Origin of the sequence: Phenylobacterium sp., assembly GCF_036495085.1 — a bacterium.
Classification (GTDB): domain Bacteria; phylum Pseudomonadota; class Alphaproteobacteria; order Caulobacterales; family Caulobacteraceae; genus Phenylobacterium.
Genome location: NZ_DASXNL010000008.1, coordinates 47,419 through 67,580, shown reverse-complemented (window position 1 = coordinate 67,580; position 20,162 = coordinate 47,419). Strand labels below are relative to the sequence as shown.

The 20,162-nt window shown below is 66.7% G+C and carries 22 protein-coding genes; 14 read left to right on the top strand and 8 right to left on the bottom strand.

The window, feature by feature from the left end; genetic code table 11:
- Positions 1 to 4: 4 nt before the first annotated feature.
- The 7 genes from VGI62_RS01190 (at position 5) to yihA (ending at position 5,784) form a co-directional block, all read left to right on the top strand.
- Complete coding sequence (locus tag VGI62_RS01190) at positions 5 to 640, top strand: TetR/AcrR family transcriptional regulator (RefSeq protein ID WP_331502557.1); 636 nt, start codon at positions 5 to 7, stop codon at positions 638 to 640.
- Between the two features lie 2 nt (positions 641 to 642).
- Positions 643 to 1,689, top strand: coding sequence for an alpha/beta hydrolase (locus VGI62_RS01185; protein WP_331502556.1), 1,047 nt, complete (start codon positions 643 to 645; stop codon positions 1,687 to 1,689).
- The gene (locus VGI62_RS01180; RefSeq protein WP_331502555.1) at positions 1,689 to 2,669 is read left to right on the top strand and encodes an NADPH:quinone oxidoreductase family protein; all 981 of its coding nucleotides are present in this window, start codon (positions 1,689 to 1,691) and stop codon (positions 2,667 to 2,669) included. Before VGI62_RS01185 ends, VGI62_RS01180 begins: the two co-directional genes overlap by 1 nt.
- 128 nt (positions 2,670 to 2,797) lie before the next feature.
- The gene (rpmH, locus tag VGI62_RS01175; RefSeq protein ID WP_111457208.1) at positions 2,798 to 2,932 is read left to right on the top strand and encodes a 50S ribosomal protein L34; all 135 of its coding nucleotides are present in this window, start codon (positions 2,798 to 2,800) and stop codon (positions 2,930 to 2,932) included.
- Between the two features lie 25 nt (positions 2,933 to 2,957).
- On the top strand, positions 2,958 to 3,353 hold the full coding sequence (rnpA, locus tag VGI62_RS01170) for a ribonuclease P protein component (protein ID WP_331502554.1): 396 nt from the start codon (positions 2,958 to 2,960) through the stop codon (positions 3,351 to 3,353).
- A 14-nt stretch (positions 3,354 to 3,367) separates the two neighbouring features.
- On the top strand, positions 3,368 to 5,149 hold the full coding sequence (yidC, locus tag VGI62_RS01165) for a membrane protein insertase YidC (RefSeq protein ID WP_331502553.1): 1,782 nt from the start codon (positions 3,368 to 3,370) through the stop codon (positions 5,147 to 5,149).
- Positions 5,146 to 5,784 carry a ribosome biogenesis GTP-binding protein YihA/YsxC gene (gene yihA / locus VGI62_RS01160; protein WP_331502552.1) on the top strand — a complete coding sequence of 213 codons (639 nt, stop codon included), beginning with the start codon at positions 5,146 to 5,148 and terminating at the stop codon, positions 5,782 to 5,784. Before yidC ends, yihA begins: the two co-directional genes overlap by 4 nt.
- Before the next feature lie 113 nt (positions 5,785 to 5,897).
- On the opposite strand, the gene VGI62_RS01155 is transcribed toward yihA, so the two are convergent.
- Positions 5,898 to 7,511: an AMP-binding protein gene (locus VGI62_RS01155; protein WP_331502551.1), complete on the bottom strand. Its 1,614-nt coding sequence runs from the start codon at positions 7,509 to 7,511 to the stop codon at positions 5,898 to 5,900.
- A 259-nt stretch (positions 7,512 to 7,770) separates the two neighbouring features.
- Positions 7,771 to 9,729, bottom strand: coding sequence for a winged helix-turn-helix domain-containing protein (locus VGI62_RS01150; protein ID WP_331502550.1), 1,959 nt, complete (start codon positions 9,727 to 9,729; stop codon positions 7,771 to 7,773).
- 175 nt (positions 9,730 to 9,904) lie between these two features.
- On the opposite strand from VGI62_RS01150, the gene VGI62_RS01145 reads away from it, so the two are divergent.
- Together VGI62_RS01145 and VGI62_RS01140 are read left to right on the top strand one after the other, a co-directional pair.
- Positions 9,905 to 11,539, top strand: coding sequence for a carboxylesterase/lipase family protein (locus VGI62_RS01145; protein ID WP_331502549.1), 1,635 nt, complete (start codon positions 9,905 to 9,907; stop codon positions 11,537 to 11,539).
- Positions 11,540 to 12,298: 759 nt separating this feature from the next.
- Positions 12,299 to 12,730, top strand: a complete 432-nt coding sequence (locus VGI62_RS01140; RefSeq protein ID WP_331502548.1) for a growth inhibitor PemK — start codon at positions 12,299 to 12,301, stop codon at positions 12,728 to 12,730.
- A 109-nt stretch (positions 12,731 to 12,839) separates the two neighbouring features.
- Here VGI62_RS01140 and VGI62_RS01135 read toward each other — a convergent pair whose 3' ends face one another.
- Positions 12,840 to 13,733: an ion channel gene (locus VGI62_RS01135; protein WP_331502547.1), complete on the bottom strand. Its 894-nt coding sequence runs from the start codon at positions 13,731 to 13,733 to the stop codon at positions 12,840 to 12,842.
- 286 nt (positions 13,734 to 14,019) lie between these two features.
- On the opposite strand from VGI62_RS01135, the gene VGI62_RS01130 reads away from it, so the two are divergent.
- Both VGI62_RS01130 and VGI62_RS01125 read left to right on the top strand, forming a co-directional pair.
- Positions 14,020 to 14,280: a DUF1778 domain-containing protein gene (locus tag VGI62_RS01130; RefSeq protein ID WP_331502546.1), complete on the top strand. Its 261-nt coding sequence runs from the start codon at positions 14,020 to 14,022 to the stop codon at positions 14,278 to 14,280.
- Positions 14,281 to 14,793, top strand: a complete 513-nt coding sequence (locus tag VGI62_RS01125; RefSeq protein ID WP_331502545.1) for a GNAT family N-acetyltransferase — start codon at positions 14,281 to 14,283, stop codon at positions 14,791 to 14,793.
- 146 nt (positions 14,794 to 14,939) lie between these two features.
- Here VGI62_RS01125 and VGI62_RS01120 read toward each other — a convergent pair whose 3' ends face one another.
- The 3 genes from VGI62_RS01120 to VGI62_RS01110 form a co-directional block, all read right to left on the bottom strand.
- On the bottom strand, positions 14,940 to 15,521 hold the full coding sequence (locus tag VGI62_RS01120) for a hypothetical protein (RefSeq protein ID WP_331502544.1): 582 nt from the start codon (positions 15,519 to 15,521) through the stop codon (positions 14,940 to 14,942).
- A 344-nt stretch (positions 15,522 to 15,865) separates the two neighbouring features.
- The gene (locus tag VGI62_RS01115; protein WP_331502543.1) at positions 15,866 to 16,291 is read right to left on the bottom strand and encodes an amidohydrolase family protein; all 426 of its coding nucleotides are present in this window, start codon (positions 16,289 to 16,291) and stop codon (positions 15,866 to 15,868) included.
- A gap of 5 nt (positions 16,292 to 16,296) precedes the next feature.
- Positions 16,297 to 16,548, bottom strand: coding sequence for a hypothetical protein (locus tag VGI62_RS01110; protein WP_331502542.1), 252 nt, complete (start codon positions 16,546 to 16,548; stop codon positions 16,297 to 16,299).
- Between the two features lie 110 nt (positions 16,549 to 16,658).
- Between VGI62_RS01110 and argB the strand changes: the two genes are divergently transcribed.
- From argB to dapD, 3 genes are read left to right on the top strand one after another with little or no spacing between them, the layout of a single operon-like run.
- On the top strand, positions 16,659 to 17,573 hold the full coding sequence (gene argB / locus VGI62_RS01105; protein WP_331502541.1) for an acetylglutamate kinase: 915 nt from the start codon (positions 16,659 to 16,661) through the stop codon (positions 17,571 to 17,573).
- Entirely contained in the window at positions 17,570 to 18,241 is a 672-nt protein-coding gene (locus tag VGI62_RS01100; RefSeq protein ID WP_331502540.1) for a pyrimidine 5'-nucleotidase, read from the top strand. Before argB ends, VGI62_RS01100 begins: the two co-directional genes overlap by 4 nt.
- Positions 18,242 to 19,069 (top strand): 2,3,4,5-tetrahydropyridine-2,6-dicarboxylate N-succinyltransferase, encoded by an 828-nt coding sequence (gene dapD, locus VGI62_RS01095; RefSeq protein WP_331502539.1) that lies wholly within the window; start codon positions 18,242 to 18,244, stop codon positions 19,067 to 19,069.
- 29 nt (positions 19,070 to 19,098) lie between these two features.
- Here dapD and VGI62_RS01090 read toward each other — a convergent pair whose 3' ends face one another.
- Complete coding sequence (locus tag VGI62_RS01090; RefSeq protein ID WP_331502538.1) at positions 19,099 to 19,581, bottom strand: cupin domain-containing protein; 483 nt, start codon at positions 19,579 to 19,581, stop codon at positions 19,099 to 19,101.
- 76 nt (positions 19,582 to 19,657) lie between these two features.
- Positions 19,658 to 20,119 (bottom strand): cupin domain-containing protein, encoded by a 462-nt coding sequence (locus VGI62_RS01085; protein ID WP_331502537.1) that lies wholly within the window; start codon positions 20,117 to 20,119, stop codon positions 19,658 to 19,660.
- Positions 20,120 to 20,162: the final 43 nt, after the last annotated feature.

The window sequence follows — 20,162 nt, the reverse complement described above, 5'->3', positions numbered from 1 at the left end:
ACCCATGACCCAGGTCGCTTATCTCCCCGCTTCCCTGACCGTCGGCAAACGTGAGCAGACCAAGGTGGCCAATCGCCAGGCCATTCTCGACGCTGCGCGGGAGGTATTCGGCGAGTTGGGCTATGAGACCGCCACGGTCCGCGACATCATCCGCCGCACGGGCCTCGCGGCAGGTACGTTCTACAACTACTACCGCTCCAAGGAGGAGGTGTTCGCCGCCCTCGCCGACGACGGGGCGCGGCGGTTCGGGCCAATTCTGAAAGGCCTGCGCGGCCAGGGCTACAGCTTCGAGACCTTTGTCGAGCGGGCCATCGGCGCCTACTTCGACTTCATTGCGGACGAACACAGGAATTGGGCCGCGCGCCGTCCAGCCGGTGAGCCGCACCTCCACGTCCAGGGCGAGACTCCCGAGATGGCGGCCGTCTTCGCCGACGTACGCGGCGCGCTGGCCGAGGCCATCGCCGAGCGCAAGGGCCCGCTGGCCGACCCGGATTACATGGCCGCCGCCTGCATCGCCATCGCCAGGGATGTGGGCGACAAGATGCTGGAACGCCGGCCCGTCGATACGACGGGCGCCGCCGAATTCGCGGTGAGAATGATCCTCAACGGCCTGAAAGGCCTGCCCAAGGGGCCCGCCTGACCATGCCAAGCGCCGCCAGCCAACGCCTGCTTGTCCGCACCGTGCTGAGCCTGCCCGTTGCGGTGCTGCGACTGATGTCGGGCGCCGGAGTTGTCTATCAGGGGGGCAGGACCCTCGAACCCCGGCTGCAGTACCTGGCGTCCCAGGCCCGTAGCTCGCCCTCGATGACAACGCTGTCACCCGAGGACGCTCGACGCGCCAGCGCCGATGCTCTGGCCAGCATGAGCGGAGACCCGGAACCCGGCGTCCGCGTTGAACCCGTCACGATCCCTGGGCCGGCGGCCGCGATTCCGGCGAGGCTCTATCGACCGGACAACCAGGAGCCGGAAACGCCGCTGATGATCTTCGCTCACATGGGTGGCGGGGTTATCGGGGACCTGCAGACCTGCCATGCCTTCTGCGGCATTCTGGCGAAGGACACCCGAGGACCGGTGCTCTCCGTCGACTATCGCCTGGCGCCGGAACATCGTTTCCCCGCCGGCCTCGAAGACGTCCTGGCCGCCTACCGCTACGGCCGCGACAACGCCGAGCGCTTCGGCGCGCCGCCGGGCCGCGCGGCGATCGGGGGGGATTCCATGGGCGGCGCCTTCGCCGCCGCTGTCTGCCAGGAACTGAGGCGCACAGGCGAACCGCAGCCGGTTTTGCAGCTTCTGATCTATCCTTGGGTGGATATCGCCTGCGAAAGCGCGTCGATGACCACCTACGGCGAGGCTTTCCCGCTCGACCGCGCGACCCTGGACTGGTTCGCCGGGCATTACATGGGTCCGGGCGACAATCCGGCCGACCCGCGCCTGTCGCCGCTCCGCGCAGAGAACTTTGCGGGCCTGGCCCCGGCCGTTGTGGTCACCGCCGGCTTCGACCCGTTGCTTGACCAGGGTGAGGCCTATGCCCGGCGGCTGAGAGAGGCTCACGTGCCGACTGTCTACCGCTGCTACGACAGCCTTGCGCACGCCTTCACGGCCTTCACCGGCGCGGTGCCCGCCGCCGACACCGCCTGCCGCGAGGTGGCCGGCCTGGTGCGCGAAGGCTTCCAAGGCCGCATCGCCTGATGCGCGCCCTCGTCGTGGAGCGGTTGGCGCCCGACTATGCCGGCTGCATCGTCAAGGAGATCCCGACGCCGGAGCCGGGCCCCGGCGAGGTGCGGATCCGGGTGCGTGCGGCGGCGGTCAACTTCCCCGACCTCATGCAGACCCGAGGCGAGCACCAGCACAAGCCTCCGGTCCCCTTCGTCCCCGGCATGGAGCTGGCCGGCGAGGTCGACGTGCTCGGCCCCGGCGTCACGGCCTTCGCGCCGGGCGAGGCGGTCGCGGGCGGCGGCCGCGGCGGCATGGCCGAATTCGCCGTCCTCCCGGCTGCGGGGCTGCGCCGTAAGCCCGACACTCTCAGCTTCAGCCAGGCGGCCGGCTACGCGGTGGCCTATCTCACGGCCTACGTCGCCTTCGAGCGCTGCGCCCGCCTCCAGCCCGCGGAGTGGGTTCTGGTGCACGGCGCAGCAGGCGGCGTCGGCCTGGCCGCCGTCGACCTCGCCCAGGTCATGGGCGCGCGCGTCATCGCCGCTTCCGCCTCCGACGCCAAGCTCGCCGCCATCGCCGCCGAATACGCCCCCGACGCCACAGTCAACGTGACGAGCGGCTTCCGCGAACGCGTGAAGGAGCTCACCGGCGGCAGGGGCGCTGATGTGATCTACGATCCGGTCGGCGGCGACGTCTTTGACGAGAGCCTGCGTTGCATCGCCTTCGGCGGCCGCATCCTGTCCATCGGCTTCACGTCGGGCCGCTTGCCGGTGCTGCCGGTCAATATCGCACTCATCAAGGGCTTCTCGGTGATGGGCGTCCGCGCCGGTGAATACGGGCGCCAGTACCCCGAACGCGGCCGCGAAAACCACGAGGCGATCTGGAAGCTCGCCGAGGAGGGCAAGGTCCGTCCCCGTGTCGACAAGGAATACCCCCTCAGCGAATGGCGCGCCGCCTATGACTCCCTTGCTGAGCGCAAGGTGGTCGGCAAAACGATCGTCCGGCCGGATCTGTAGCCGGCCGCAGCGCCGCTGCCGTTGGGGCCACGGTGGCGCGCCTATGAGGGCGTAGCGCGCCGCAAGGTTGACACCGCCGGCCCGATCCACTATCCACCGCCGCTCGATTTTCGACCCCGGAGCCTTCCGTGAAGCGGACTTTCCAGCCTTCCCGTCTCGTCCGCGCCCGTCGCCACGGCTTTCGCCTGCGCATGTCCACCAAGAATGGGCAGAAGGTGCTGGCGCGCCGCCGCGCCAAGGGCCGCAAGCGCCTGAGCGCCTAAGCCCGGCTTAAGCTATGGTGTCGGCGTGACCGACGCCCTCTTCAAAATCGAACGCCTGAAGAAGCGCCCGGACTTCCTGGCCTGCGCGCAAGCAGCTCACTGCGCGCGCGGCGCCGTGCTCGTCCAGGCCCGCCCCCGTGACGATAGGCCTCTGGTTCGCGCTGGCTTCACCGCCACCAAGCGTATCGGCGGCGCCGTGGAGCGCAACCGGGCAAAGCGGCGCCTGCGTGAGGCCGCCCGCCTCTTGCTTCCCGCGCTGGCGTCCCCAGGTTTCGACTATGTTTTCGTGGCCCGCGGCGGTGTGACCACCCGCCCTTGGTCGCGTTTGCTTGACGATGTGAAAAGCGCGCTGATAAGGCTCGCCGCCGATGGCGATGGCCGCGCGCGCGACCCTGCACGCGCCCCACCCCCGCAAGATTGAGCAGCCTCCCCTCGATGACCGAAGACAACCGCAACCTGCTCATCTTCGGCGTGTGCGCCGCGATCCTGTTCGTCATCTATCAGGTGTACGTGATCGACCCGCAGGCCAAGCGCCGGCAGGCCGAGCTGAAGGCGCATCCACCCGCCGCCGCCGCCGTCATGCCCGGTGCGCCTGCGATGGCCGCTCCGCCGGCGGTCACCCGCGCCGCAGCGCTCGCGACCAGCCCACGCGTCCCGATCGAGACCCCGGCGTTGAAGGGCTCCATCTCCCTGCGCGGCGCCCGGCTCGACGACCTCTTCCTCACGCGCTACCGCCAGACCACCGCCAAGGACTCGCCGCCGGTCGAGATGCTGCGCCCCGAAGGCGCGGCCTTCCCCTGGTTCGTGGATTTCGGCTGGGTCGGCCAGAACGTGCCTGGCCTGCCGAGCGCGACCACGGTCTGGACCTTGACGCAAGGCACGACGCTAAGCCCCGGCCACCCGGTGGTGATGACCTATTCCAACGGCCAGGGTCTCACGTTCGCGCGGCGGGTCGACGTGGACGAGAACTACATGTTCAAGTTCACCGACACAGTGACCAACACCGGCGCCGGGCCGGTGACGCTGGCTCCGTACGGCTCTGTGCAGCGCCAGGGCGTGCCGCCTGAGGTGGGCAAGTCCGGCATCGTCCACGAAGGCACGATCGGCTACCTCGATGGCCGCGTCCGGTCGTTCAAGTACAAGGACCTCTCGAAGAAGGGCGCCGCCGCCCAGGAATTCAACTCCGTTGGAGGCTGGACCGGGATCACGGACAAGTATTGGCTGGCCTCGCTGATCCCGAACGCATCCGAGCAGATCCACGCCGTCTTCCGCGACGCCCAGGACGGCGACCTCAACGTCTTTGAGGCCAACTACACCGGCGGGGCGCGGACGATCGCGCCCGGGCAGCAGGTGAGCGTCGCGCAGCATCTCTTCGCAGGCGCCAAGGTCGTACCCCTGCTCAAGGCCTATCAGACCAATCTCGCCATCCCCCACTTCGACGAAGCCGTCGACTGGGGCATGTTCTGGTTCTTCACCCGGCCGATCTTCGCCTTCCTTGAATACATCTTCGCCCATGTGGGCAGCTTCGGCATCGCCATCCTGCTGCTCACCGTCTGCGTGCGCGTGGCCTTCTTCCCGATCGCCAACAAGCAGTACGAGTCGATGACCAAGATGAAGAAGGTGCAGCCCCTGATGGAGGACCTTCGCAAGCGCTATAAGGACGACCCGGCCAAGCAGCAGCAGGAGATCATGGCCCTCTACCAGCGGGAGAAGGTCAATCCGCTGGCCGGCTGCCTGCCGATCCTGCTGCAGATCCCGGTGTTCTTCTCGCTCTACAAGGTGCTGTCGGTCACCATCGAGATGCGCCACGCCCCCTTCATGGGCTGGATCAACGACCTCTCGGCGCGTGATCCGACGACCATCTGGAACCTGTTCGGCCTGATCCCCTGGAACCCGGCCCACTTGCCGCTGGTTGGCGGCATCCTCGACACGACGCTGCATCTTGGCATCCTGCCGCTCGCCTACGGGATCACCATGTGGCTGACCACGTCCATGACCCCGCAGACCGGTGTCGATCCAGCTCAGCAGAAGATCTTCCAGCTGATGCCGTGGGTGTTCATGTTCATCATGGCCCCCTTCGCCGTGGGCCTGTTGATCTACTGGACCTGGTCGAACGTGCTCACCACCGTCCAGCAGTACGTGATGATGCGCCGCTTCAAGGTGGAAAACCCCATCGACAAGTTCTTCGCGCGCGTCACGGGCAAGGCTGCGGGGTGACAGAGGTCTTCGACGCCGACGCCCTGGAGGCGGCCCGCGTCCTCTTCGCTCGCGAGGTCAGCTTCATGATGGGGGCGGTGAACATCGCCGGCCTCCCCCCCGCCGATCTGCCGGAAGTGGCTTTCGCCGGCCGCTCCAACGTGGGCAAGAGCACCTTGATCAATGCGGTGGCCGGGCGCCTGCACCTGGCGCGGGCCTCGAATTCGCCGGGCCGCACGCGAGAGGTGAATTTCTTCGTCGCCGACGGCAGGCTCAGGCTGGTCGACCTGCCGGGCTACGGTTTCGCGCGGGCCTCACGGGGCGAGGTGAAGAAGTTCCAGAACCTCGGTCGCGACTATCTGCGAGGCCGGCCGAACCTTAAGCGCGCCTTTCTGCTGATCGACAGCCGCCACGGACTTAAGGACGTGGACAAGGAGGCCCTCGACGCCTTCGACGTCGCTGCGGTCTCTTACCAGATCGTGTTGACCAAGGCCGACAAGCTGAAGGCCTCGGAGGTCGAGGCGGTCACCGCCAAGACGCTCGCCGCCATCGCCAAACGGCCCGCCGCCTTCCCCCGCGTGGTGGCCACTTCCGCCGAGAAGGGCCTGGGTATCCCTGAACTCCGCGCCGAGATCGTCGCGGCCTGTTCGGTTTAGGTCCCCTCGTCCCGACGAAGGCCAAGGCCCCAGGCCGCCAGGCGCAGACTCTATGCCGCCTCTCCTCTGCGTCCGCTAGCGACCCAAGCGGACGGAAATGCGCCGCAGACGACCTAAACCACCTCGAACTCGCCGGCTACGAAGCGGTCGCGCAGAACGAACTTCTGGATCTTGCCGGAGCCGGTCAGCGGCCAATCGGTGACCACGATCCAGCGGGCCGGGGTCTTCTGCGGCGAGATGCGCTCGCGGCAATGGGCGATCAGCGCCGCCCGGTCCAGCTCGGCGCCCGTCGTCAGCCGCACGAAGCCCAGGACTATCTCGCCCCAGCGCTCGTCAGGTGCTCCGACCACGGCCGCCTCGGCTACGTCCGGATGCTCAAGGAGAACGCTCTCGATCTCGGCGGGGAACAAGTTCTCGCCGCCCCGGATGATCATCTCCTTCACCCGCCCCGTGACCTTCAGATAGCCCCGGGCGTCGAGCGTCCCGAGGTCGCCGGTGTGCAGCCAGCCGTCGGCGTCCACGGCCTTGGCGGTGGCCTCGGGATCGTCGTTGTATTCCAGCATCACGGCGTAGGCCCGGGCGCAGATCTCGCCGACTGCGCCCACGGGCATGACGGCGTTGGTCCCGGGATCGCGGATAGAGATTTCGGTCTGCGGGAGAGGCTGTCCGACGGTGGTGTAGACGTCTTCCAGAGCGTCATCGCTCTGGGTCTGAGTGAGAAGCGGCGAACTCTCAGTCTGACCATAGACCGTCTGGAATTCGCAGTTGAATTCGGCCCGCACGCGGCGGATCAGCTCCGGTGGCACCATCGACCCACCCGATCCCATCAGCCGCAGCGAGCTGAGATGCCGGGGCTGGATGGCCTGGGCCTCCAACAGGCCCGCCAGCATGGTCGGCACGCCGAGGCTGATGTCCACCCGCTCCGCCGCGATGATGTCCAGCATCCGCGGCGGATCGAACAGCTTGGCGAGAATCATCCGCAGGCCCGCCTGGCAGGCGCCCAGCGTCGCCATCCCGCAGCCGGCGGTGTGGAACATCGGCATGAAGTTGAGTGAGGTCTCGCCCTCGCGTGCGCCGTAGCGGCGATGGCCGAAGCGGGCGTTGTTGGTGATGCCGCGGTGGTGCAGCACCGCGCCCTTCGGAAAGCCGGTTGTGCCGGAAGTGTACTGGATCTGCACCGCGTCGGTCGGCTTCACCTGAGGCAGCTCGATGGAGGGATCATGGCCGGCGTAGAGGGCGGCTGCGTCCTCCAGGTCGATGACCTCACGCAGCGCCGGGACCTGGGCTGCGACCTCAGCAGCGATCGCCGACATCGGATTGCCGCGGTACTCACCGACCATGAACAGGCCGGCCGCGCGGGACTGCTCCAACACGAATTGCAGTTCGCGGGGGCGATAGGCCGGATTGGCGGTCACCAGCACCAGGCCGGCCATGCCGGCGGCATACTCCAGGATCACCCATTCTGGGATGTTTGGAGCCCAGACGGCGATCCGCTCGCCGGGGCGGTAGCGCGACAACAGCGCCTGGGCCAACCGTTCGGCGTCAGCCAGCAATTGGGCATAGGTCCAGCGCCGCCTGAGCACGCCAGCGATATCGGCTTCGACCAGCGCCTCGGCGCTCGGCGAAGCCTCGGCGCGCGCACGCAGGACCCCGCCGACGGTGGTTTCGAGAACGGCGTCGTCGGCCTGAGCTGGGAAACAGGCCTGATCGAGATGGACCGAATACAAGTTGCCCCCTGCGCACACCCCTTCCGATCCTAGCATCCACGCCGCGCTTAGCGAGCGACGTTCTCCGTCAGCTATCTACCTCGCCCTGGCGAACGCCCGTCGATATGGCTGCACCGCGCCACCTCCGGACCATTCTTCACCTCCAGGAAGCGGACACTCGCTGGGGTCAGCGGATGGCGGCTTTCGACCCTATGACGGAACTTGGGAGAGTGCGGCTTTCGGCTTCCGGACTTCGGCGACCGAGCCTCGACCCATGGCTTCACCTGGGAGCGGTCGCGGTTCGCGGGCGGCGGTGAATTTCCAGCTGCGGCGGGCGCCGGCTTACGGAAGACGCTGGTGCGCGGCCAGCAGAAGGACCGGCCCGCATAGCCGCGCAGACCGAGCGCGGCTCGCTTTCGCAGAAGTCGGGCCAGCGGGCGCTGGACCGCCAGTAGTCCAGCAGTCCCAGCGTTCGCGCCAAGTCGACGAACCGCCGATCCTCGCGGAGGGGCGCGGTCGCCGGCCCGAATAGGAATCCGATCCGAGACAGGCCATAGAGGCGCTGGAACCGCCTATCTTGAGCGTAGCGATCCGCGACCTCGAACGCGTTGTCGATCTCGCGCAGAGCGCTCAGCATCTGCACGGCCAGGCCGGGCTGCAGCCCGCGCGCGCCGGTGGCGGCCATGATCGCCGCGCGGGCCGCTTCGCGATCGGACGCGGTCTGGGACTTCCGCCAATTCACGAAGCCGGTCGTCGCGCGTAGGGTCTCCGCCGTGAAGTCGATCGGCCGGCGCGCCGGGTCGCCCAAGATGGCCAGGGCCTGGTCTGGATCTCCGGCCAGGACGGCCACAGCGAGCCCCGCCGTCCGGAGGCTGGCGTCGGCTGGGCGCATGGGCAAGTAGCGGTCGACACCGGCCTGCGCATCGTGAGTCCTTCCGCGGAGATACCGAATTTCGACAGCCTGGCCGGCGTTGGCGGGCTGGGAGGGTCCACGCTCGAGGATCTGCTCGCTCAGCATCCGAGCGTCTTCGACGCGACCGCTATTCGACAGGAAGTCGGCCATGGTAGAGCTGAGGCGGCCTGGGGCGAGGGCCAGGCCTTTTTCCAGCAAGCGCGCGCGTTCCGTCCAGTCCCGAACCGGTGTGGCCAGGGCGAGCAAACCGTAGGCGGGACCGAAGTCGCGCCGCAGCGAGAGCGCGTGCTGGGCGTCGGCCACCCCCTGCCGGCGCAACGCCTCAGCCTCTGGCTCGGACGCGTAGGAGGACTCGACCAACCGGACCATGCCGTGAAGGGCCCAACCCGGCGCATAAAGCGGCGCGCGGCGCACCAGCGCGTCGGCCGTGCTGAGCGGCTTCCAACTCGACTGCTGGGCGGAGTCCAGCGTCTGTAACGCCAGCCCCAGAGCCACGGAATCCAGGTCGCGGCTGCGGTCACGAAGAAGCTCGCGGGCCGTCTGCGCGGCGGCGACCAGGCGCCAGGAGGTTTCGAAGCGGAGGCGCGCCGCCTCGGACGTCGGAGCGGTGAATTCCTCCGACCACAAAATCGCGTCCGCCCGAGGATCGCGCAAGCGAACCCTGGTGCGCAGCCGGCCGGCGTCAGCGCTGACAGTTCCCTCGATCTCAAGGTGTGGCCGACGGCTGTCGACGGCCACGATCTCGATGCCGTTTTCGGTCAACAGGCCCGCGGTGTCGTCGGCCACGCCGACCGCAAAAACGCGGGCGGCGGCGTCTGTCGTGACGGACTGGAACGACCGGATCGCGACTGGGCTATCCGCCGTCAGCGGGGTGGCGCCACCACGCCACATGAACCAACCCAGGGCAGCGAGCACAAGGGCTGCGCCGACCACGGAGGCGGGCCACACCCAGCGCAGCCGACGGCTCTTGGCCGCCGTCGCCCCCGGCGCCGCGAGCCTCAGCCGATACCCGACCCGCGGCACGGTTTCCAGGGTGAAGCCGCCATGGGCCCGAGCGACCCGCCGCACCTTGGCCATGCACCGATTGATGGCGTCGTCGCCGACGATACGACGATCCCAGCAGGACTCGATCAGCTGGTCACGGGAGACCACCCGGTCGCGGTTGGCCGCCAGCACCACCAGGGCCTGCATGACGCGCGGCTCAAGCTTCTCGGCCTGCCCGCCAACCTCGATCTCGCGCCGCGACGGCCGCACGAAGAGCGCGCCGAGATGGAAGTCGGGCTCACCGGCCAACTCGACGCCGCGCACGAAAAGGTCGGCGCTCATCGGCAATAGGTCGGCGATCGGTCATCGCGCCGTCCGCGACGGTGCGGCGCGGCCGGGCTTTTGTGGCCGGCGAGTCCTTCCACCCTCAAGGCGGAGCCAACCCATGCCGATATCTTCGCAAGCACTAGCCCCAAACCCCTCGCCCCGCGGTTCGTCCGAGTCATATCACAGGGCCGTGACCCGGTCGCCGCTCGGGCGACTGGGCGCCGTCGCCAGCATCTGCGGTTTCGTTCTGGCGTCCGTGGCGGCCGCGCTGCCGGCCGAGGCCCGGTCGCCGATCGTCGTGACCCGCTCAGGCGAGGTCTCGGGGCTGGACGTCGACGGGGTCGCGACCTTCAAGGGCATCCCGTTCGCCGCGCCGCCGGTCGGACGGCTGCGCTGGCGCCCGCCGCAGCCGGCGGCCGGCTGGAAGGGCGTCCTGAAGGCCGAGGCGTTCGGCTCGCCCTGCATGCAGGGCCCCGCGCCGGGGCCGCCAACCGACCTCACCCACGTCAGCGAGGACTGCCTGACGGTGAATGTCTGGTCGCCGCCACACAGGGCGGGCGAGAGGCTTCCCGTCATGGTGGACATCCCCGGGGGCGGTTTCTTCGGCGGCAGCAGCGCATTCCCCGCCGAAGACGGGGCGGCGATGGCCAGACGCGGCGTCGTCGTCGTGAGCTTCAACTACAGACTCGGAGTGTTTGGCTTCATGGCGCATCCGGCGCTGTCGAAGGAGGATCCTTCCGGCACGTCGGGCGCCTACGGTCTGCTCGACCAGATCGCCGCCCTGAAATGGGTTCAGGCGAATATCGCGTCCTTCGGCGGCGATCCGAAGAAGGTGACGATCATGGGCTGTTCCGCCGGCGGAGTGTCCGTGCTCTACCTGATGGCCTCGCCGCTGGCGAAAGGGCTGTTCCGGTCTGGGATCAGCGAAAGCCCTGGCTATGTCTGGTATCCGCAGCAGCACCTGCGCGAGCCGGCCTATGGTCTACGGTCGGCCGAGGCTGAAGGACTTTCGGTGGGCGCCGATATCGAGGCCCTGCGCCACTTGTCGGCGGCTGAATTGCTGGCGAAGGCTCAGGTCCGGACCGATCTGCAGTTCTCTGACCGGGGCATCGAATTCTGGCCGATCGTCGATGGTCACGTTCTGCCCGACGAGCCGATGACGCTGTTCGACGCGGGGAAGGTGGCGCGGGTTCCGCTGCTCGTCGGCACGACCGCCGACGATGGCTCGGTCTTCTCATTTGGCATGCCGATCAAGACGGTCGAGGACTGGCGCGTTTTCGCACAGCGCCGCTATCCCGCCGTTTCCGACACTCTGCTGTCGCTATATCCGGCGACCAAGGACGCCGAGGTGCAGCCAGCCGCGATCCGGTATGTGACCGATTGGCTCCTCGTCGCCAGCGCGCGATCGGCCGCCCGCGCGATGTCTGTCCACCACCAGCCGGTCTGGCGCTATGAATTCACCCGGGCCACCTGGAAGGTCTTCGGGTTGCCCCCCATCGCCGGTAGCTTCCATTCCAGCGAGATGGTCTACGCGCTCGACAACTTCGCACACCCATCCATGAAAATCAGTGGGTTAGACGCCACGGACCAAGCCCTCGGGGCCGCGATGAGCGGGGCCTGGGTGCGGTTCGTCAAGACCGGTGACCCTAACGGGCCGGGGCTTGCGACGTGGCCAACCTATGACCCGAAGGCCCGCCAGGTGATGGAGTTTGGCGACAAGGTGTTTGCCCGCCAGGAGGCCAATTCTGCGAAACTCAACGCCTACGACAAGGCCTTGGCCACTTTGAAGGCCGACAGGCGCCGGCGCTTGTTGGACTGGCAGTAACGGTCAAGCGCGGTCGATCCTGTCATGGTTGCCAACCGCGCAATGAGCGCTCTGCGCCGATTGTGCTGATAAACCCCGAAATCGGGGGCTTCAAAAATTGGCCTGAATGAGCTTGCGACGCCAAATCAGCAATTGATGCCGCCGTGCTCGAACTGGGATGAGCACTGAGGGGTTCAGCGTCATTTCGCACGGTGTCCCCCGCGTCCGATTTCAAACGTCCCGCCAGAGGCCCGGAATTTCGGGGGCGGTCGCCAAAAATGGAGTTTTTCAACACAATCCGCCATGAGCGGCCATTGGGATGCCGCCGAATTCAAGACATTCAGCTGCCGGGCGGCTCGCGCCGTCGATGGCAAGTTCCCGGCGAGAAGCCAATTTGTGCTGACGACCGGTATAGTTCTTCCATCAACGCATACCCGCGTAACTTGCGTAAATCGCGTAATTGACGCATATTAAGAGGCGCGAGAGGAAAGTGTCCCGATGGCAGCAACAGTAGTACCCGCCTCAGAGTTCACCCGAAATTTTGGTCGCTATCGGATGCAGGCTCAGCGAGAGGTCGTAGCCGTGTCGAGCCATGGCCAGGTCACGGGCTACTTTATTGGACCGGATGACTACGAGGAATTTAGGCGCTTCAGAGAGCAGCGCCAAAGCTTCGCGACCGCTGAGCTATCGGACGAAAAGGTAAGAGCGATTGCTGGATCGCGTATGGACCCCCGCCACGCGCATCTCGACGCCCTACTCGACCCGAAATAGTCCCGCCGCATGGCGACGATCCCTACCCCGGAGACGGGCCTCGTCATCGCCTACGCCTATCTTTGGCGCCGCGAGCACCAAGCCGGACAAGACGAGGGGCTCAAAGATCGCCCGAGCGTGATCGTCTTGGCGGTAGATCGTGAAGCGGACGGCGCGACGGTCGTCACCGTGCTCCCGATCACGCACAGCGCCCCGACCATCCCAGGCGGAGCGGTCGAGATCCCTGCACCGGTCAAGCGTCACTTGGGGCTGGACGATCAGCGCTCTTGGGTGGTCGTTACGGAGGGCAACGAGTTTTTGTGGCCTGGGTACGATCTCAGGAAAGTCGCCCGCAAGGATCGCTATGACTATGGCTTCGTGCCTCCGGGTTTCTTCAACCAGATCCTCAAGGCGTTTCTGGCCTTACACCCCACCGGAAAGAACCTAGCGACGCGAGACTAAACCTGCCCCGGTGGCGCTGATTATTGAGGGCCGGACGGCAGCTCAGCGCCAGTTTCGGACCTTGCAGCTCCTCCAACATCCGGACATTCACGGCGTGGGGGGCGTCCGCCTATAGTTCGACCAACTCGCTCAGTAGCGAAATATCGGCTGCGGTGCGCCCCTGTTCATCGACGGTAACGGCGTCCGCGTACCGACGGTCAAACGCGATCTGGTGTGGCCGGAAGGCGGCGAGGTCCTGCACGACTTGACCGAGGGCGGCGTCGCGGGCTTCCACCGTAAGGAATAGACGCACATCCTTCGCGCGGAGCTCATCGGGGCCGAGCCCGCGGAGCGGGCTGGTTTCGTCGATGACGTGCATCATTGTCCAGGTCAGCGGGAAGATGGGCATGTTGTCGCGCACCAGCCGAAGGTCATGAACGCTCCGCGACGAATAGCCTTCCGATGAGATCTCCGGGATCAAGACTGTGAGGCGGGCCGAGGCGTGCGTGAGCATGGTCATGCGGCCGTTGGCGATCCGGACCATGAGCGTTGGCGCGCCGTTGTGGGGCGCGACCACGATCTTGTCGGCGAACAGGATCTTGGACTGAGCACGGGAGAATCGGACAAACAGCAGGCCCGTGAAGATCGCGACCCAGGCCATGCCCACCACGATCTCGATCCCAGCCACGGAGTGTCCATAGAGGCTCTGGGGCGCCATCTCCCCGTAGCCCACGGTGGCTAGCGTCTCGAGCGAAAAGAAGAATGCCCGGGCCAGGTCGCCTGGCGGCAGGTTCTGGACGGCTCCCGGCTCGAGCACATAAAGCCCCGCGAAAACCGCATTGAGCGCGAGCAGACCGCCAAAGGCGAGTCCGGCGAATACTGGCCAGGAGATCGTCACGGCCACGTGGTACGGGTCGCGCCAGTCAAACCGCTCGACCCCGGTCTTGTGCAGATCGAAAGCCCGATCGCGAACCTTCATCGGCCTGGCCGGCGATGCTCTACGCGGCGTTGTTCTGACCGTCACGAGTTGATCCTGCTGTCGTCTCGCGATCCGCATCGATCGCGGCCCCAAATCGCAGGCATAAAGGGAGTCTCAAACTCCAGCGACATCGGCCAACGCCTCAGCTTGAGACAAGACAGGCCGCGCGCCCTCAGCTCCTTAGCGCCACAAGCGGAAATTGGATCATGTGCAGCAACCCGACATTCGCACAGTCCTTCAGCGGCGCGCAGGCTGAAGCCATGGCCCGGACCCCGGTCCGTATTGCAAAATGCGCTACATCAAACTAATTTAGGGCCCTGGAGGTAGTCCGATGACCACGCCACTTTCCATGCGCCTGCCGGAACAGGACCTGGCGATCATCGACCGAGCAGCCGATCTGCGCGGCCGCTCGCGGACCGACTTCGTGCGCGAGGCCGCCGTACGAGCCGCTGAAGAGGTCTTGCTGGAACAATCGGTTGTCCGATTGGATCCCGCTGATTTCGAAGCGTTCAAGGCCGCCCTCGATGCGTCACCAGCGGCCGTGCCTGAGATGGTGGAGCTACTGAAGCGCCGGACGCCCTGGGAACAGTAGTTGTCGTTCTCCGCGCCCGAGGTCCTTACCTCCAACCACGACCTCACAAGCTTCGACTGCGGCAAGCCCGCGCTGAACGCGTGGCTGAAGAGCCGCGCAGTGGCGAACCAACGGAACGGCTTCACCGTGGTTGTCGTCGTTCACTATGAGCAGCGGGTCGTCGGCTACTACGGGCTGTCGCCGACCGCCATCGAGGCCGCAGTCCTGCCGAGGAAAATCCGGACCGGCCAGCCTCCGAACCCCATACCCTGTCTGCTGCTCGGGCAGCTCGCGATTGACCTGGCCTACGCCGGCCATGGTCTCGGCGCAGCTCTCCTCGGCCATGCGCTGGAGCGCGCGGTGCTCGGTGCTCGTCTTACCGGCGGGCGCGCCGTCTTGGTGCGGGCCATCGATGAGGAGGCGATCGAGTTCTGGAAACGGCACGGCTTCCTGTCCTCTCCGTCCGATCCGTATCTGCTATTTCGGTCCCTTCCCGAGATCGAAGCTTCACTAAAGGCGGCTGGACGGCTGTAGGCCGTGACGCGCCACGAGCTGCCGCCGGGATGGCGCCGGATTCGAGACATTCAGCTAACCGGCGGCCAACCCCCGTGAACGGCAAGTTTCGGGCAGGAAGCCAAAGCGTGCTGACGACCCAATGCGGCCGGACAGGGTGTCGCTCCCTAGGGAGCCGTGCCTCGGGCGTCCTCAAGAAGCCGCGCCGCCTCGCCCCTGTCGATGATGGACCCGCCGGGCCGCCGCATCTGGCCTGGCTCAAGGTCGGCTGGACACGGCCCCAGGCGGACGATGTGGCTGTCGGAGATGGTCGTCTTCGGAGCCCCCGTCGCGGGTTCGTACCGCTCCAAATGCATGCGCAGGTCGTTCGGCGTCCCATCGCTGATCATGCGGAAGCTGGCGTTCGCGCCCTTCGCCCGGTCGCAGCTCATCTCGGTATGGACGGAGCCATCCGCCCGCACCTCGCTCGTATGGCTGCACCCGGCTACAGGCGACGGCGCATCCGCCGCTCGAGCCTTCGCCCGCGCCTGCGCGGTCCTGATAATCGCCGCCGGGTCCACGCAACTCTCGAACACGCCGGTCATCTTGGCATCGCCGGAAATTGTGATCCGCGCGAGGTATGGCGGCACGGCCTGGTGCGGGATGGGCGGTACCGGCAAGGGCGGGAAGGGCCTAGGCGTGACAGGCTCGGCGCCGATCAGCAGGGTCCCTGCCGCGACCGTTCCCACCACCGGGCCCCAAGTCATCACTCGTCGTATCATCGGTGCCCCTACTGCCGCCTGCGCTGTATTTGGATCGGACGCAACCATTGCGCGCTCTTCAAGCTTTGCCGTCAAGCCGAGGTCATGCGAAGCGGCGACAAAGGGATTGTCCGGCTAAAAGCCGATGCCGAGAAACGCCGAAAGCGGCGTTCCGAACGATGGAAAACCACCCTGCACTGACCTTGGGAATGTCGGGTTGTTGGCGTGCAGCGCAAGACCGCGTTCGACCTAGCCTGCGCGTTTCCACACAGCCTCAGTCACAACCGGTCGCGGTCGGCGGGCAGTGCCGGCGACCGACCGCCCCCGCCCAACGCTGAAGGATGAGCAGTAAATTACGCGCGCGTCGGCTTGGTTGTGTCTGCTACCCAATGCCGGCCAGTGGCGCAGATCTTGATGACCTGGGCGCCGTATTTGTGGAGCTGGCGGACCATCTGTCGGCCGGCGTCGGGGCTGTCGATGACCGCATCGCCCTTCTGCTTCATCGACGGGGGGAAGAAGGTCGAGTCGCAGTGGCCGTCGGTCGAGCCGATGGCGTATGTGGCCGTCACGATCCGCGGCCCTGGGACATACCCCGCGTCGATCGCCTGGCGCAGGCCCACGTCGTCGAAGTTCTGGGAGCCCACGTTGCGCACGGTTGTGAAGCCGGCCTCGGGCGTCGCCTTGGCGTGCGCCGCGCCGATGTTCGGCCAGAAACTGTCGGTAAACTGCAGCTGGTTGTAGCCGGCGTAGAGTGGCGAGGACGTCAGGTGCACGTGCATGTCGATCAGGGGGGCAGCAGCGTCACGCCAGGCAGGTCGACCGGCTCGGCGCCGGCTGGAACCGCCTCGCCCTGGTGCTCCACCGCCGAGATCCGACCGTCGGTGATCACCCCCCGCGGCTTGTCGACATATTTTCCACTCGCCACGTCCAGCAGCCGGTCGGCGCTCACGGCCACGCTCGCGGCCCCGGCGCCGGCCGCCGCCAAGGTCCAGGCGGCCGCAGCCGCCGTCACAACAGTCGCAATACGCGTGCTCATCCCCGGCCCCCGCGTCTCGAAAGCAGGCTTAGCAAGGCCCGGGCAAAGGTGACAGGGGCCGCGCTCTCCGCTATCGGAGCGCTCCGAAGTTCCAAGAGCCAGGCGCGCCCGTGACGAACGACACTCAAGGCGAGGGATGGGCGACGGCCAAGACGCTCGCCGAGGCCCTGCCCTACATCCAGCGCTATGACCGCGAGACAGTGGTCATCAAGTACGGCGGCCATGCCATGGGCGAGGAAGAGGTCGCCAAGTTGTTCGCCGCCGATGCGGTGCTGCTCAAGATGCTGGGCGTCCATCCGGTCATCGTGCACGGCGGCGGCCCACAGATCTCGGCCATGCTTGAGCGCGCCGGCGTGAAGTCGACTTTCATCGATGGCCTGCGCGTCACCGACGAGGCGACCATGGAAGTGGCCGAAATGGTGCTCTCCGGGGCGATCAACAAGGAGATCGCCAACTGGATCACGCTCGCGGGCAAGGAAGCCGACGTGCGTGGCGTCGGGCTCTCCGGCAAGGACGCGCGGCTGATCACCGTCGAGAAAGTCGCCCGAACCAAGAAAGACCCCGACAGCGAGATCGAGAAGATGGTCGACCTCGGCTTCGTGGGCGATCCCAAGCGGGTCGATCCCAAGTTGATCGAGGCCCTGATCTACGCCGACGAGGATTACATCCCCGTGATCGCCCCGATCGGCGTCGCCGAGGATGGCCAGACCTACAACATCAACGCCGACACCGTGGCGGGCGCGCTGGCCGGCGCGCTCAACGCCAAGCGAATGCTGCTGCTCACTGACGTGGTGGGCGTGCTGGACAAGAACGGTGAGCTGATCCGCCAGATGACGGTGGCCGAGGCGCGGGCGGCCATCGCCGACGGTGTCGCGACTGGCGGCATGATCCCCAAGCTGGAGACCGCCATCGCCGCTGTGGAAGCCGGCGTCGGCGCGGTGGTCATCCTGGACGGCCGCCGGCCGCACGCCCTCTTGGTCGAACTGTTCACCGAGCACGGGGCGGGCACGCTCGTCTGCGAATGAACGCCCAGCCTGCCGACCTTCGCCACGTCGACACCTGGCTCTTCGACCTGGACAACACCCTCTACCCGGTCGAATCCGGCTTCATGGGCGAGATCGAGCGGCGGATGACCGACTACGTCGAGCGCGTGACCGGCCTGCCGCATGACGAGGCCTACAAGCTGCAGAAGAAGTATCTGGCCGAGTATGGCCTGACGCTCGGCGGCCTTGTCGAGCATCATGGGGTCGACCCTCATGACTTCCACAAGATCTTCCACGACATGTCGCTTGAGGCACTTTCGCGCGATCCAGATCTGGTCGCCGCCATCGCCCGCCTGCCGGGACGCCGCCTGATCTTCACCAATGCAGACGACGTCCATGCCGAGCGGGTGCTGAAGCGCCTGGGCCTCGACCAACTGTTCGACGATGTCTTCGACATCGGCGCTGCCGACTATGTGCCAAAACCGCATCCGGCCACGTTCGCGCGAATGGCCGCCGCCCATGACATCGCCCCTCGCTCGACCGCCTTCTTCGAAGATCGGGAAGGCAATCTTGCGCCGGCTGCCGAGCTGGGCATGACCACGGTGCTGGTCGGCCCGCACGCCGAGGCCTCGAACGCATCTTTCGTCCGGTACAAGACCGCCATGCTCGCGCCCTTCCTCGCGGGCGCCCGTCTTAGGGAAGCCAGTTGAATGTCAGATGATCTGAAGCACGTGATCGAGGCCGCCTGGGAGGATCGCGAAGCCGTCACCCAAGCCACCAAAGGTCGCGTGCGTGAGGCCGTCCTGGAAACCATCGAGCGTCTGGACGCCGGGACCCTGCGCGTCGCCACCCGCGAGGCCGACGGCCAGTGGGTCACCCACCAGTGGGCCAAGCAGGCGATCCTCCTGTTCTTTCGCCTGACGCCCAACAGCCTTGTCCAGGCTGATGCGCCCGGCCCCTACTGGGATAAGGTCCCGCTGAAATTCACCGGCTGGGACGCCGCGCGCTTTGAGGCTGCGGGCTTCCGCTGTCTGCCGGGCACGGTTGTCCGCAAGGGCTCGTTCATCGCCAGGGGCGCGGTGCTGACGCCCTCGTTCGTCAATATTGGCGCCTACGTCGACGAAGGCACGATGGTCGACACCTGGGCCACCGTCGGCTCCTGCGCCCAGATCGGCAAGCATTGCCACATCTCCGGCGGGGCCGGCATCGGCGGCGTCCTGGAGCCCCTTCAGGCAAACCCAACGATCATCGAGGACAACTGCTTCATCGGCGCCCGCTCGGAGGTCGCTGAGGGTGTTATCGTGCGCGAGGGCTCGGTGCTCTCGATGGGCGTCTACCTAACCTCCACGACCCCCATCGTTGACCGAAAGACCGGGGCGGTGATCACCGGCGAGGTGCCACCCTATTCGGTGATCATGTCCGGCTCACGCCCCAGCCCCCACGAGGGCATGCCATCCACCTATTGCGCGGTGATCATGAAGACGGTGGACGAGCGCACGCGTTCGAAGACGAGCATCAACGAGCTGCTCCGGGACTGAGCCGCCGGCAAGAGCGAGCCGACCCGTCATCACCGGCTTCGCGCCGTTCGTGTGTCCGTGTACGGCGTACCGTCCTTGTGGCGGTACTCGGTCTCGCCGGGGACCAGCGTCAGGTCGATATCCGGGTAGTCGCAGCCGTCCTCCGCTTCCCGGCGCGAGCCCACTTCGAGCAGGACTGCCTCGGCGTCCGAGCGGTTTTGCAGATGGTGGCCGTTGGGCGCGCCGGCCGGAAAGCCCGCGCAGTCGCCCGCCTTCAATACCTGTTCGCCCTCGTCGGTGACCAGCACCACCTCGCCCGAGAGCACCCAGACGAACTCGTCCTCGGCCGTATGCCAGTGCCGCTGGCTCGACCAGACGCCAGGCGCCAGCCGCTGCAGATTGACTCCGAACTGGGTCAAGCCCGCCGCATCGCCAAGCTTCCAGCGCCTACGATCCAGGCACGGCGCGTCATAGGGCGGCGGATACCCTGTGCCGAAGCGGGTGGGCGCAGCGTCGATATCGATCTTGGGCATGGCAGGTTCCCTCCGGAGAGGCCCGGAGCCTACCGTTGCGTCCCGCCCGCGGCGAGATTGATCGATGCGATCAAGGTTAAGGCTCGTACGGCGTCCCGTCCCGGTGGCGGTAGAAGCGTTCCATCGGCCGCGCCACCATGTCGATGTCCGGATAGTCGCAGGCGTCGATCTCCGGCCGCCGGGAGCCGATCTCGAGATAGATCGCATCGTGGTCACTATGGTTTTGCAGGCAGTGGCCGTTCGGAGAGCCCGCCTTCCAGGCCGCGCAGTCGCCCGGCTTCAGGACCTGCTCGCCGTCGTTTTCCACCAATACCACCTCGCCAGCCAGCAGGTAGACCAGCTCGTCCTCGTGGGTATGCCAGTGCCGCTGGCTCGACCACCTGCCAGGCGCCAGCCGCACCAGGTTCACGCCGAAGTCGGTCAGATCGGCTGCGTCGCCGAGCTTGCGCCAGGTGGAGCCCAGGCAGACCTCGGCAAACGGTGGCGGATAATTGCACCCCGAGCGCAGCTCCAGCGCCTCGACCTCGATCTTAGGCATGCCTCGCCTCTCGCCTGAACGACCATTGCAGGATAAAGCGCCG